The sequence below is a fragment of the Bartonella tribocorum genome (genome assembly GCF_002777915.1).
GTDB classification, from domain to species: domain Bacteria; phylum Pseudomonadota; class Alphaproteobacteria; order Rhizobiales; family Rhizobiaceae; genus Bartonella; species Bartonella tribocorum_A.
This window is the reverse complement of the sequence record NZ_NJGE01000006.1, coordinates 36,145-50,258: the sequence shown is the minus strand read 5'-3', so window position 1 is coordinate 50,258 and position 14,114 is coordinate 36,145. Positions and strand designations below refer to the sequence as shown.

The 14,114-nt window shown below is 38.4% G+C and carries 9 protein-coding genes; 5 read left to right on the top strand and 4 right to left on the bottom strand.

What is annotated here, in order from left to right; translation table 11 throughout:
• Nucleotides 1-150: 150 nt before the first annotated feature.
• The 3 genes from CER18_RS03720 to CER18_RS03710 form a co-directional block, all read right to left on the bottom strand.
• Nucleotides 151-2,667 carry an SPOR domain-containing protein gene (locus CER18_RS03720; RefSeq protein WP_100128753.1) on the bottom strand — a complete coding sequence of 839 codons (2,517 nt, stop codon included), beginning with the start codon at nucleotides 2,665-2,667 and terminating at the stop codon, nucleotides 151-153.
• Between the two features lie 150 nt (nucleotides 2,668-2,817).
• Entirely contained in the window at nucleotides 2,818-4,575 is a 1,758-nt protein-coding gene (gene argS, locus CER18_RS03715; protein WP_100128752.1) for an arginine--tRNA ligase, read from the bottom strand.
• Between the two features lie 30 nt (nucleotides 4,576-4,605).
• Nucleotides 4,606-5,808, bottom strand: a complete 1,203-nt coding sequence (locus CER18_RS03710) for a deoxyguanosinetriphosphate triphosphohydrolase (protein WP_100128751.1) — start codon at nucleotides 5,806-5,808, stop codon at nucleotides 4,606-4,608.
• Between the two features lie 110 nt (nucleotides 5,809-5,918).
• On the opposite strand from CER18_RS03710, the gene CER18_RS03705 reads away from it, so the two are divergent.
• From CER18_RS03705 to glmS, 5 genes are all read left to right on the top strand, one after another.
• Nucleotides 5,919-6,242, top strand: a complete 324-nt coding sequence (locus CER18_RS03705) for a HesB/IscA family protein (RefSeq protein WP_100128750.1) — start codon at nucleotides 5,919-5,921, stop codon at nucleotides 6,240-6,242.
• Between the two features lie 40 nt (nucleotides 6,243-6,282).
• Nucleotides 6,283-7,266, top strand: a complete 984-nt coding sequence (locus CER18_RS03700) for a carboxypeptidase regulatory-like domain-containing protein (protein WP_180299380.1) — start codon at nucleotides 6,283-6,285, stop codon at nucleotides 7,264-7,266.
• A gap of 49 nt (nucleotides 7,267-7,315) precedes the next feature.
• A complete protein-coding gene (locus CER18_RS03695; protein WP_100128790.1) occupies nucleotides 7,316-8,101 on the top strand; it encodes a cytochrome c biogenesis CcdA family protein in 786 nt (261 codons plus the stop codon).
• 14 nt (nucleotides 8,102-8,115) lie between these two features.
• Nucleotides 8,116-9,480, top strand: coding sequence for a bifunctional UDP-N-acetylglucosamine diphosphorylase/glucosamine-1-phosphate N-acetyltransferase GlmU (glmU, locus tag CER18_RS03690; RefSeq protein WP_100128789.1), 1,365 nt, complete (start codon nucleotides 8,116-8,118; stop codon nucleotides 9,478-9,480).
• 172 nt (nucleotides 9,481-9,652) lie between these two features.
• Nucleotides 9,653-11,476: a glutamine--fructose-6-phosphate transaminase (isomerizing) gene (glmS, locus tag CER18_RS03685; protein WP_100128749.1), complete on the top strand. Its 1,824-nt coding sequence runs from the start codon at nucleotides 9,653-9,655 to the stop codon at nucleotides 11,474-11,476.
• A 386-nt stretch (nucleotides 11,477-11,862) separates the two neighbouring features.
• On the opposite strand, the gene recG is transcribed toward glmS, so the two are convergent.
• A complete protein-coding gene (gene recG, locus CER18_RS03680) occupies nucleotides 11,863-13,971 on the bottom strand; it encodes an ATP-dependent DNA helicase RecG (protein WP_100128748.1) in 2,109 nt (702 codons plus the stop codon).
• Nucleotides 13,972-14,114 lie beyond the last annotated feature (143 nt).

The window sequence follows — 14,114 nt, the reverse complement described above, 5'->3', positions numbered from 1 at the left end:
GATTAAAGAATAAAGTTAGCGTAAATACATAAGAAAAAAAATTGAGATAATTTTAATTTCTGAATTTTTCGATAAATCATTAAATATTCTGGGAATAAATAGCCTTACAATAAAACGTGCAACGGTTTTAACAACCGTTGCATGATTGGTTTAGCGTGTGATGAAGCAACTTCCACCAGAACTTTTAATGGTTTCACAAAGGATTATGGCTTCATTACGGTCCTGCGTTTGAATACGAACACGGTAATAGGTTCCTTTTCCTGCTATAAAAGCTGGTTGAATATTTAAGGGGCGGGTACCGATAAGAAATCCAAATTTGGATTTCATCTTTTTCAAAGAATCTCTCGCTAACTCATGCGTTGGTTGAGAGGCAAGTTGCACATAATAACCCTCTGAATTTTGTTGTGCAATTCTATTTTGTGATAGGGCGTGCGTTTCGACTTCTGCATTTCTCTCTGCATGAGAAGGAATTGGAATAAATTTTTCTTCAATACTCACGTTAGAACTATTTTCGGCGATTATTTTATCAATATTATTTTTGAGATCATGATCATTTTCTTGGTCGCTTCTATCGGAATCATGCGATGAAAAAACGGACGACTCTTGAAACTCGTCAGGAATTTGATCAACGGTTTCTGCAGATTGAGCAGCAGGTTTTCTCTCTGTTTGATGCATGGGAGAGAGTGTCATTGTACCATCTGGATTGACAATAACGGTTTGTACTTCTCGCGTTGGAACAGTATGATTGATAGCTTGTGTAATGGCATCTTCGACATCAGATTCAGTTGAAGAAGATGATGAAATATTTGAAGATTCTTCTGGATTGAATCCTTCTAAATTTTCAGGTTGTTCAGAGTTATCAATGAGGAATTGTTGTGTATTTTCTTGTTTTTCATTTTGTCCAGTCGTTTGTTTATAGACATCTAAATTATGGGCAACATCATTTTTTGTTTCAGTTGTTTCTGGTTTGAATTTAAAAGGTGTATTATCAGCGTGGATAATGACCATTTCTTCATTTTTCTGTGATGGCATAAAAAAATGAGAATAACCAGCAAACCCAACGGCTATTAAAATAAGAAGAAAAATACCTTTGATGAAAATTTTACCCCAAATAGGGCTTTTAAGAGGAGGAGGCGCTGAGGGATATGTGGGGATTTCATCTGAACTTGTGTAGGGTGAACTTTCGCTAAAAGAGGGAGAATTATATTCCATATTGGCAGCAGAAAAATAGTCAGTATTTTGTTCTTTAGAGTTTATATAACCCCCTTCTTTTGAATTCTGTATAGTTTGATGAAAAATTTCATTAAAAGATTCGTTTTTCTGTTGTTTTTGAGAAAAATCATTTTTGGGAACATTTCCTACATTGAGTACATCCGCAAATTCTTCTTCCAAACCACCTGTTGGTACATCATATTCTGGGGCTTCATACGGGACTTCTGGAACCATAACAGGCCCTGTTTTTTCTACGATTTCTTCTGAGAATTTATAAGTATCAACATTGGGTGGAGGCGTATTTCTGTGTGTATAGTTATGGGCAAAAAAGCTCTCTGTTTGCTTTGTATTAAGAGGTTCTGATGAGGAAAGAAACTCGTCTAAATTATTTTGGTTATATGAAATCTCTCTGTTTTGGTTAGAGACATTTTCAGCCTTATTGATGTATTGAGTTTGATCCTCGTTATATGTTCGAACTTTTTCGCTATACGTTTCTTGTTGTGTGGGATTTTCTTCAAAAAAATGAGGATAATTGGTTGTATAATCTTCTCGCGAAGATTCTTTTAAATGAGATTGTCTGTCAACATGTGGTGAATCCAGAGGAGAAGAGAAAGCACTCGTTGTTTGATTTCTTTCTGTGTTTTGTCTCTCTGACACAAAGTTGGAAGATGGGAAAAATTCATTTGATTCCGGAGAAGAGGAAGCATCCGTATGATCTTTTGGCATATGATCTTTTGGGCCCCAGTTTTCTTGAGCTGCTGAAATCTTATAGAGATGGTTTATAGAAGTATCATAGAAGCTTTGATTGTCATCATAAGTTTTTTGTACATTCGCAGTCTCAGGCTGTTGTGAGTTTTTTTGTGAAAAATAATTAGTTTGTTCAACAGTTTCTGTTTCGTTTCTCTTATTTTCGCGTCTTTCAGATTCATCAAAAAAGAAATTTTCTGTTTCTGATTGTGGGATAAAATTACGTTTTTCAAAAAAAGGATCAGCACTTGTTACTGTCTTTTTCTGTTGAGGTAATTGATTCTTTTGGATTGGTAATGGAGAAAGCGCGTCTAAAATTCGTTCTTCATCATGACTGATTTGTGAAGAATATCTCTCTGCAGATAAATTATTTTGTTGTGAATGGTTGAAAGAACCGGTTTGTGCGATATCTGAGGCTGTTGCGTTGCTGGTTGCATGCAAGTTCCATTGCTTTTTTTGATCATCAAACGGTAAGTCGTATGTTAAATTATTTTTAAGTTCTTCTTCTAGAAAAGACAAATCAAAATCATCATCATAGGATGATGCTTTGGCATGAGATGTTGAACGATCTGTCTCTAAAGAGGCGTGTTCATTTTGATTTCCGCTTTGTTTGGTCGGATTAAAAATGCGCGTAAGTCTTTCTAAAGGATCATGGTGTTCATGATCTTGTCTTGTTTCGTGCGGATTTTTGCGATCATTATCGCTCATAGCTTTTCTCACATAATGATTTGCACTTGCATGCAATCAATGGTTGATTTTGATTTATTATATTAAAATTATAAATTTTCCCCTCTCATGCAAGGATACATGAAAAAGTTTACGAATAAAGTACCTATTGTATGTATTTATAGAACTTTTTCAACGCATTTCTATTGGGGCTTCGACTCCTATGATGCTAAGTCCTGATGATAAAATATTGATAACGGCTTGTATTAATCCCAATCTTGCAAAGGATAACTCTTTATCATGAGGCTGAATAAAGCGTAAATTGAGATTTTCACTTCCTTTATTCCAATGGGTGTGAAAGCAGGAGGCAAGGTCATAAAGATAAAATGCTAATCGATGAGGTTCTTTATGAATGACGGCTTGTTCAATGATACGCGGATATTCAGAAAGTTTGCGTATTAATAATATTTCATTGTCATCTATTAGTCGATGAAGATAGGTGATCAATATATCATTTGAAAAACTTTCGATATGAAGCACTTCTTGTGCTTGACGAAAGACTGAGTGACAACGTGCATTTGCATACTGTACGTAAAAGATAGGATTATCTTTTGATTGTTCTGTTACTTTTGCAAAATCAAAATCAAGAGGCGCTTCACATTTGCGGTATAGCATCATAAAACGCACTGGATCACGACCAACTTCTTCGACAACGTCTCTTAGAGTGACAAATGATCCTGCTCTTTTTGACATGCGTACAGGTTGACCATTGCGAAAGAGTTTTACCAATTGACATAAGAAAACACTTAATTTGGCTTTATCTCCAGAAATTGCTTTTGCCATGGCTTCTAGCCGCTTTACATAGCCTGCATGGTCTGCTCCTAGAATATAAATCATTTCGTCAAAATGACGATTAAATTTATCGCGAAAATAAGCAACATCAGCAGCAAAATAGGTATATGAACCATCAGATTTGATCAAAACACGGTCTTGGTCATCACCGACATTTGTTGAACGAAATAAAGTTTGCTCGCTTGGTTCCCAATCTTCTATATTTTGCCCTTTTGGAGGGGGGAGTTTTCCTTTGTAGATATAACCATTTAAAGTGAGGTCGTTAATGGTGTTACGAATAGCGCGGGCATTATCTGCGTAAAGCATTCGCTCAGAAAAAAAGATATCATGATAAATATTAAGAGCAGCCAAATCCTCGCGAATCATGGACATCATTGCATGAATCGCTCGTTCTTTCACGATAGATAAGGATTCATTTTTATCCATGGTGAGAAGTTGGTCACCAAACTCTTGAGCTAGCGATTGACCCAATGGTATCAAGTATTCTCCAGGATAGAGTCCTTCTGGAATTTCATTAATTTTTTGTCCAAGAGCTTCACGATAGCGCAGCAGTACGGAGTGAGCGAGGACTTCGATTTGTTGACCAGCATCATTGATATAATATTCTTTCGTAATGTTATAGCCCGCAAATTGCAGCAAATTAGAGAGAACATCTCCAACAACGGCTCCGCGACAGTGTCCAACATGCATGGGTCCTGTCGGATTTGCTGAGACATATTCAACATTGATACGTTTTCCTTGTCCCATAGGGATACGACCATAAGAAAGGCCTAGTTCAAGCATATATTTTATAGCATCTTGCCAAAATAATTTTGTAAGCTTGATATTGATAAAACCAGGACCGGCAACACCAATATTTTCGATGGAGGAATCATCTTTAAGCAATTCTATGATTTTATCTGCAAGTACGCGGGGGCTGAGCCCAATCGATTTTGCAAGTACCATAGCAGCATTGGTTGATAAATGACCATGGGAGGAATCACGGGGGGGATCAACGGTGATTTTTGATAAATCTAAATCTTCTCCATTTTTTCCTTTTAAATCAGATGATTCAATTGATTTCTTAATTTTATTTTCGAAGTTTTTAAAGATATTCATATTAAGCTTCCATGATGATTTCAAAAGCCATTAAACGAAATGATCTGTATGGTCAAACAAACGATGATATTCACGTAGAGCATAGTGATCAGTCATGCCTGAAAGAAAGTCAGCAATCAGACGTGCTAACTCTTGATTTTTTAAGTGCACTGCTTTTTTGCACCAACTTTCAGGCATTGTATCTGGATTTTCATAATAACAATTGAATAATTTTTGTACAATGCATTTTGCTGCATTGCGACGGCTAAGAACTTGTTCATGGTAATAAAGATTTTTAAATAAAAAGTTTTTTAGTTCTTTTTCGTAAACGGTCATCGATGGTGAAAAGGTCACAATAGTTTGTTTTGCTTGGTAAATATCGTTTATGCTGGTTGGTTTGATGCGTGCTAAGTTTTCATGCGATTGTTTGATGACATCTTCAACCATGGTTGTTATCTGTCTTCGTACAAGTGTGTAACCGCATCGTGCTTGGTCGAGGTGGGGATGCTCATCTGTTATATCTTTTAAGAGTTCTGCTGTGAGTGAAACGTGTTCAAATTGATCGAGTGTTAAAAATTGTGACCGTAAACCATCATCAATATCATGGGCATTGTATGCGATATCATCTGCAATCGCAGCACATTGTGCTTCTAGTCCTGCAAAACAATCGAGTGCAAGATCTTGCTTTGCATTGTATTGTAAAATATCGCTAGGAACCTCTTTATTTTTAGCATAAGGACCTAAAAGGGGACCGTTATGCTTGACAAGTCCTTCGAGAGTTTCCCATGTAAGATTCAGTCCATCAAAATTTGCATAGCGCTGTTCTAGTTTTGTAACAATGCGTAAGGCTTGTGCATTATGGTCAAAGCCACCATAATGAGTCATGGCTTCATTAAGAGCCTCTTCTCCTGCATGACCAAAAGGCGTGTGCCCAAAGTCGTGAACAAGGGCAATGGCTTCGGCAAGATCTTCATCAACACACAGGGCACGCGCTAAGGTTCGTGCAATTTGAGAAACCTCTATGGAATGGGTGAGGCGGGTACGGTAATGGTCGCTTTCATCAGCAATAAACACTTGCGTTTTATGTTTAAGACGCCGAAATGCATTAGAATGAATAATACGATCTCTATCTCGTTGAAAAGGTGTGCGTGTAGAGCTCATCGTTTCATGGAATAACCGACCACGGCTTGTTTGCGGATGAGCACTGTAGACGGCTCGAGATTGGTAATTGAAGTTGATCGTGCCTATATCCATTGCAAGCTGTCCATTATCATCTTAAAATTGAGGGTGGTTTATGATGAATAAACTTCTCTTTATAATAATGGGATACTCTTTCTTGATGGCTTAATGCAAGGATATATAAAATGAAAGTGAAAATTTCAGATGCTGCTGCTAAGCAAATTGTACAGATACTTTTGCGCGAACCCGATAAAATCGCATTACGTATTTCTGTTGAAGGCGGTGGGTGTTCTGGTTTTTCTTATAAATATGACTTGGTTTCTGAAATGTGTAAAGATGACCTCGTTCTCAAAAAAGATGGGGCAACGGTGTTTATTGATTCACTCTCACTTCCTTTTATGGAAGGCGCTGAGATCGATTTTGTTGATGATCTTATGGAGCAGTCTTTTCAAATCCATAATCCTAATGCTGTTTCATCGTGTGGTTGTGGTGTAAGTTTTTCAATTTGAGAGTGGGGGCATTGCGATATTGTTTCTTGAAAAAAATATCATGTTGGTCAACAATATAAAAATGGATAGCCTTATAAAAATAATGCGCGGCTGTGTGCGATTCTGCGTGGTGCTCACTTTATTGATCTGGAGCCCCTGTGCTTTTTGTGAGGAAGGAGTAGATCAGCAGCTGGGACAGTCACGGAGTTTTATTGTAAAGTCAAAAGAGCAGGAAAAAGAGAATTTAACATCTCAGGCACAACTCATTTTAAATGCTCGATTAACAAATAGCCGTCAAGATATTGAGAAAGGACTTGTCTGGCGGGTTTATGCCCCTATTCTAGGGATTGATAATAAATTACCATTAGTGGCAACCTATAAGGGGGGAAGTGCACATTTTGATTTAGAGCCTGGAAGTTATCTTGTTCATGTCTCATTTGGTCATGTGAGTGCTGTGGGCCGTATTCGTCTAGAAAATGGGCAAAGTTTGGTGAAAAACTTTCAGCTTGAGGCTGGTGGTCTTATTTTAAATGCAACACTGCTCAATGGTATTATCAATGAAAAGGAACTTCGTTTCACGATTTATGAGGATGAAAAAGAAAATGATGATACGGGGGTAATTTTATCAAATGTTAAGCCTCAATCTGTTGTGCGTTTAAAAGCTGGACGCTACCATGTTGCTTCCCATTATGGTTCCATTAATGCGACGGCACGTTCGGATATTCAAGTGGAGGCTGGTAAAATGACAGAAGTTACCCTTGAACATCAGGCGGCTCAGATTGTTTTAAAGCTGGTACGGGAAGAAGGAGGGGAAGCGCTTGCAGATACAAGTTGGTCTCTTGCCAATGATTCTGGTGATATCGTTTATGAAACGGTTGGTGCTTACGTTTCACTCGTGTTAGCAGAGGGAGAGTATATTGCAATTGCTAAAAATAAAGATAAAATTTATCAAAAGGTTTTTTCTGTCGTTTCTGGTCATGATGAAGATATAAGTGTGGTGGCAAATGAACAAAATATGCAACGGATTGATGAAGATATAGATTGATCGTTGTTCATGGAACTAAACCGTGAATAAAAGATGGGGTTTGTGCGTTTTGATTGAAATTTCAACAGTTGGTGTGTTTTTTGCTGGGGCACTCTCTTTTTTATCGCCATGCGTTTTACCATTAGTTCCTCCTTATTTATGCTATATGGCTGGGGTTGGTATTGATGACTTTCGTTCAGAAAAACCTGATGAAAAAGTCTTTATACGGCGGGCTTTATTGTCTTCTGTTATTGCTTTTGTTCTCGGGTTTACCACTATTTTTGTTGCTTTGGGTGCGAGTGCAAGTACCATTGGTAAGTTCATCGGTTATTATCGTGATTGGTTTGCACTTGCTGCTGGAATTATCATTATTATTTTTGGTTTAAATTTTTTGAGGTTTTTCAAGATCTCTTTTTTATTTCGTGAGGCGCGCTTTCAGACGGGTAAAACACCTGCTGGTCCTTTAGGAGCTTACGTTATTGGTTTAGCTTTTGCCTTTGGTTGGACACCATGTATTGGTCCCATTTTAGGGCCTATTATAACGCTTGCTGGAACAAAAGAAACTGTGGGCGAGGGCGCTATTCTATTAGCAGTTTATGCGTTAGGTCTTGCTGTTCCTTTTGTGTTGACAGCTTTATTTTCCAGTCGTTTTATGCGGTTTTTAGCAGCTTTTCGTATTCATTTAGGAAAAGTTGAAAAAATTATTGGTGTTTTTCTTATTCTTACAGGGGTTTTATTTTTAACAGGCTCTATGCAGGATCTTTCATTTTGGCTTTTAGAACATTATCCTTCGTTGAGTTATGTTGAAAATATTCGTTGGCACGATATTATGAACTTTTTTGGATTTTCTCGTTAGTCTTATGTGTTTTTATGGTTAGAAGTTGTCTGTCTATTGTTCTTGCTGCTGGTGAGGGGACGCGTATGAAATCGCCTCTGCCTAAGGTGCTTCATAAAATTGCTGGATTGCCTTTTATATGCCACGTTCTAAAACAAATAGAATTGGCAGGATCTTCGCAAGTAGCTGTCGTTGTGGGATGTGGTGCTCAAGAGGTTACACACGTTGTTCAATCATTCGTAAAAGATGTGATGATTTTTGAACAAAAAGAGCGTTTAGGAACGGCGCATGCTGTTTTATCGGCTCGTTTAGCTTTGCAAAAGGGGGKGGATGATGTTCTCATTGTTTTTGGGGATACACCTCTCATTCAGCAAGATTCATTGCATCAAATGCGTGCACAGCTTGCTGATGGAGCCGATGTTGTGTTTGCAGGCTTTCATACCCAAGATCCAACAGGTTATGGGCGCCTTCTCGAGAAAAATGGTCAATTGATCGCGATTGTGGAAGAAAAAGACGCAAGTGATGAAGAAAAAAAGATTTCTTTTTGTAATGGGGGAATACTCGCTATACGTGGAAAACATGCACTTTCTCTTTTAGAGAAGGTTGAGAATAATAATCTGAAAAAAGAATATTACTTAACAGATATTGCTTCTCTTGCTTCGCGTGAAGGATTAGATGTGCGTGTTATTGAGGTCCCTTTTGAAAATGTTGTAGGAATTAACAATGGTTTTGAGCTATCGAGGGCCGATTCTTTGTGGCAAAAACGTAAAGCGCGCGATTTAATGTTATCGGGTGTTACACTCTTAAAACCAGAAACAATTTATTTTTCTTATGATACAGAAATTGAATCAGGTGTGGTGATAGAACCAAATGTTTATTTTGGATTAGGCGTGAAAGTACAATCTGGTGCTGTTATTCGTGCATTTAGTTATCTGGAAGGTGCTGTGGTGGGTCAAGATGCACAGATTGGTCCCTATGCACGTTTGCGTCCTGGAACAGAGTTAGCAAAATCTGTAAAGGTTGGAAATTTTTGTGAAGTCAAACAGGTTAAGATAGGGGAATCTTCTAAAATAAATCACTTAAGTTATATTGGTGATACAGAAATTGGTGCACACACCAATATTGGGGCTGGTACGATTACATGTAATTATGATGGATTTAACAAATATAAAACCGTGATTGGTGATCATGCTTTTATTGGATCTAATACGGCACTTGTTTCTCCATTGGAGATAGGAAATGGCTCTTATATTGCTTCAGGAAGTGTTATTACTAAAAATATTCCTATGAACAGTATGGCTTTTGGGCGTGCACGACAGGTTATAAAAGAGGGCTATGCAACAAAATTTCGGGCGCGCTTGTTAGAGAACAACTTGTCAGAAAATAAACAGAAAAAATGATCATTTTTCAGTCTATTTCTTTGTTTTGTGCCGATCTAACATGGATAAGAGGTTTATTCTTAGAGATTGCCGTACGCTATGTTTGAGTTATTTTATTATTTGTCGTTTTAAATAAAGGCTGTTGGATTGTTTTATAAGATTTGAATCTTAAGATGTGGGTTGGAGCTTTTTAATGTGTGGAATTATTGGAATTCTTGGAAAGAGGTGTGTTGCATCCTCTTTGGTTGAGGGGTTAAAACGTCTTGAATATAGAGGGTATGATTCATCTGGGGTGGCAACAGTCTATAATGGGCATCTGTATCGTGTCCGTGCTGAGGGGAAGCTTGTTCATTTAGAAGAAAAATTAAAAAAAACACCTCTGGAAGGAAATTTAGGGATTGGCCATACCCGTTGGGCGACGCATGGTGTTGCTGTTGAGCGCAATGCGCATCCCCATGTGACTGAAAAGCTTGCGGTTGTTCATAATGGTATTATTGAAAACTTTGTAGAATTGCAAAAGGAACTCATCGAGGATGGTTATATCTTTGAAACAGAGACGGATACAGAAGTTATTGCACATTTAATAACGCGTGCATTAAAAAGTGGTCTTTCTCCGCAAGAAGCTATGCGTACCAGCTGGAAAAGGTTGCAGGGAGCTTTTGCTATGGCTCTTATTTTCGAAGGTGAAGATAATCTTATGATTGCGGCTCGTTCTGGTCCACCGTTGGCAATCGGTTATGGAAAAGATGAATTTTTTGTGGGATCAGATGCTATTGCTTTGGCTCCATTCGTTGATCATATTAGCTATTTGGAAGATGGGGATTGGGCTGTTATCACACGGGAAGGCGTCACAATTTACGATGGAAGCAATCAACCGGTAAAACGTTCTGTGACAACATTACTTGAAGAATCCTTATTGATTTCTAAGGGGAATCATCGTCATTTCATGCACAAGGAAATGTTTGAACAACCTGAAGTGATTTCTCATAATTTGGCACATTATCTTGATCTTGGAAATTATACCGTTCGCGCTTTTGAAAATTTGATTGATTGGAAAAATATTCATCGTCTCCTTTTTGCGAGTTGTGGAACGGCTTATTATTCAACCTTAGTTGCACGCTATTGGTTTGAGAAATTTGCCGCGTTAAGTGTTGATAATGATGTTGCTTCGGAGTTTCGTTATCGTGAGCTCCCTATAACGTCCGATGCGTTATCATTGTTTGTTTCTCAATCCGGTGAAACAGCGGATACATTGGCTTCTTTGCGTTATTGTCGTGAGCGGGGTGTAAAAACAGCCACAATTGTGAATGTTAAGCAATCAACAATGGCAAGGGAGGCTGATTTTATTCTCCCAACACTTGCCGGACCGGAAATTGGTGTTGCTTCAACAAAAGCTTTTACCTGTCAATTGGCAACGCTTGCTTCACTTGCCCTTAGTGCTGCGAAACAACGTGGCTACCTCTCGGTTCAAATGGAACAGCAATTGGTTCAACAGTTGGCAGAAGTTCCCCGTATTTTAAATGAGGTTTTAAAATTAGAGAGTGAAATTGAATCTATTTGTCGTGATTTGGTGAACGCAAAAAGTGTTCTTTATCTGGGACGTGGAACTTCTTATCCAATTGCTTTGGAGGGCGCTCTTAAACTGAAAGAGCTTTCTTATATTCATGCTGAAGGTTATGCTGCGGGTGAGTTGAAGCATGGGCCAATTGCGTTGGTGGATGAGACAATACCCGTTATTGTCGTGGCTCCTTATGATCGGTGGTTTGAAAAGACTTTTTCTAATATGCAAGAAGTGGTTGCGCGCAATGGTCGTATTATTTTAATCACCGATAAAAAAGGCGCAGAAGTAGCTTGTCTTAAGACTTTATCAACGATTATTTTGCCAGATGTTCCAGAATTTATTGCTCCTATTATTTATGCTCTCCCCATTCAGTTAATCGCTTATCATACGGCTGTTTTATTAGGTACAGATGTTGATCAGCCTCGTAATTTAGCAAAATCAGTCACGGTTGAATGAAAATAGATTGTGTATTTCTGAATTTGTCGAACATAATCAACTGTAACAAATTGATTCATAGTGATAATTCATTTTTCTTTGTTGAATGAGAATATCGAAGACAGGACTTTTCGTTTCAAATTCTTGATGACAGAATAAAAAATGTTTCCTTAACGATCAGAAAATGGACTAGATGTATGAATATTAAGAGTAAAAAGGCGCAGTAATATGCTTCTTCTCCTTTAATGTAAAGCGTAATCCAGATTGGGAGAGAAAGTGCTGCTGTTGGTTTGTTATTCTTTCATGAAGCATAATAGTGTAGGGATTGCGTTCGGGTATTGTGGGGGATTGGAAAAAAGAAAATCATATTTGAATAGAGAAGTTTTTATCAAATATTTTTTCTAGAATTATCCTGCTCGTAAGAGGCGCGCAGCATCGTCATGTCCGAAAAGATAAAGAAGCAATCGTAAAGCTTGTCCTTGCTCAGAGGAAAGATGAGGATCGCGTTGTAAAAATAAGCGTGCATCTTTTCTTGCTATGGACAAAAGATCGCTGTGAACTGCAAGGTTTGCTATATGAAATTCAGGAATCCCAGATTGTTTTGTTCCTAGAAGTTCTCCTTCACCTCGCAAGCGCCAATCTTCTTCAGCAATTTCAAAACCATCTTCTGTATTGCGTATAATATTCAGGCGTGTGGCTGCTGTTTTGGTTAGTGGCTCTTTATAGAGCAAAATGCAGGAAGATTTTTTATCACCTCGTCCTACACGTCCACGCAATTGGTGCAATTGTGAAAGGCCAAAATGTTCTGCGTGTTCGATGATAATAATCGAAGCGTCTGGAATATCCACGCCTACTTCAATGACGGTGGTTGCAACTAAAATACGTGTATTTCCGCATTTAAAAGATGCCATAGCGGTTTCTTTTTCTGCTGTAGACATTTTGCCATGGATCATTCCAACGAGAGTCCCAAAGCGCTCATGGAGAAACGCAAAACGATTTTCAATTGAAGTAAGATCAAGAGCTGTCGATTCCTCCACTAAAGGACAAATCCAATAGAGTTTTTCTCCTTTGTCTAGTGCTATTGCGATTCGCTCTATAAGCTCATGCATACGTTTTAAAGAAAGCATTGCTGTTGTAATGGGTTGTCGTCCTATTGGTTTTTCTGTAATTTTAGAGACATCCATGTCACCAAAAGCTGTTAAGACAAGGGTGCGGGGAATGGGGGTAGCAGTCATGACCAGCATGTCAGGTTTATCGCCTTTTTCTGTAAGTGCAATACGTTGATGCACACCAAAACGGTGTTGCTCATCGATAATGGTTAAGGCAAGATTATTATAAGTCACACTGTCTTGTATGAGAGCATGGGTTCCGATGACAATAGAAACTTTGTCTGATAAAATATCATTTAAGATATTGGTCCGCGACTTTCCTTTTTCTCGTCCTGTTAAAAGCGTTGTTTTTAAGCCTATCTTTTCGGCAAGTGGGGCAATAGTGGCAAAATGTTGCCGAGCGAGCACTTCTGTGGGGGCCATTAAAGCTGATTGTCCTGAATTTTCAGCAATTTGTGCCATTGCCATCAGTGCAACGATGGTCTTTCCTGCGCCTACATCGCCTTGGAGTAGTCTTAGCATCGGTTCTGGTGAAGCAAGATCATTGGCGATATCCTCTACTGCTTTCATTTGCCCCGTTGTGAGTTGAAAAGGGAGAACATTGAGCAATTTTTTCGTATAAATTCCTGTTGATGGTCGAGAAGTCCCAACAAGAGATTTGGTTTTCAAACGCACAAGGCCTAGCGCCAATTGACAAGCGAGCAGTTCATCATAGGCAAGACGTTTGCGTGCTGTACTTTCTAAGGAGAGATCATCGGGATTAATGGGAGCATGGATACGGCGTAAAGCAACAGAAAAGGAAGAAAAATTTTGCTGCTTTTTAACATTTTCGTCTATCCACTCTGGGAGGAGAGGAATAAAATCAAGAGCATTTTGTATGGCACGTCTTAGTGTCTTTGCGGCTAGTCCTGCAGTAGAGGGATAAACAGGTTCGATGAGAGGAATCTGATTTGATTGTTCGCTTGGGGCAATATGATCGGGATGCGCCATTGAAAGTTGCCCATTAAACCATTCAACTTTTCCTGATACAATGATTTTTTTCCCTTCAGGGAGTTGTTTTTTCAGCCAAAGAGGTTGAGCATGAAAAAAAACTAAATTTATTTTTCCTGTTTGATCATGGGCGATAACACGATAGGGGATTTTGTTATGACCACGGGGTGGGGGTTGATGTTGATCGATAATAATTTCGAGCGTAACCGTTTCTCCTTCTTTTGCATAAGCAATGCTGGGACACATTCTGCGGTCTATAACGGAATGGGGCATTAATTGAAGAAGATCAATAAGGGTTGCTTCACGGTGTGTAGGATTAACATTTAAAAGTTTTGTCAGTAAGCCATAGGTTTTAGGTGTAATACCAGAAAGGGTCCGAATAGAATTAAAAAGAGGGATAAGAAGATTTGGAAGCATGGGGAAATTTAACTTGCTCTTTTTATTTTTTCTAGACCTTTATGAAGAGCTTTTTGGGGATAAAGTCATAAAGGGGGAATTGTTTTATTAACACATTGAGTTTTAGGAAGAAAAATGAATATTTAAAGAGAAATCTAATCTAG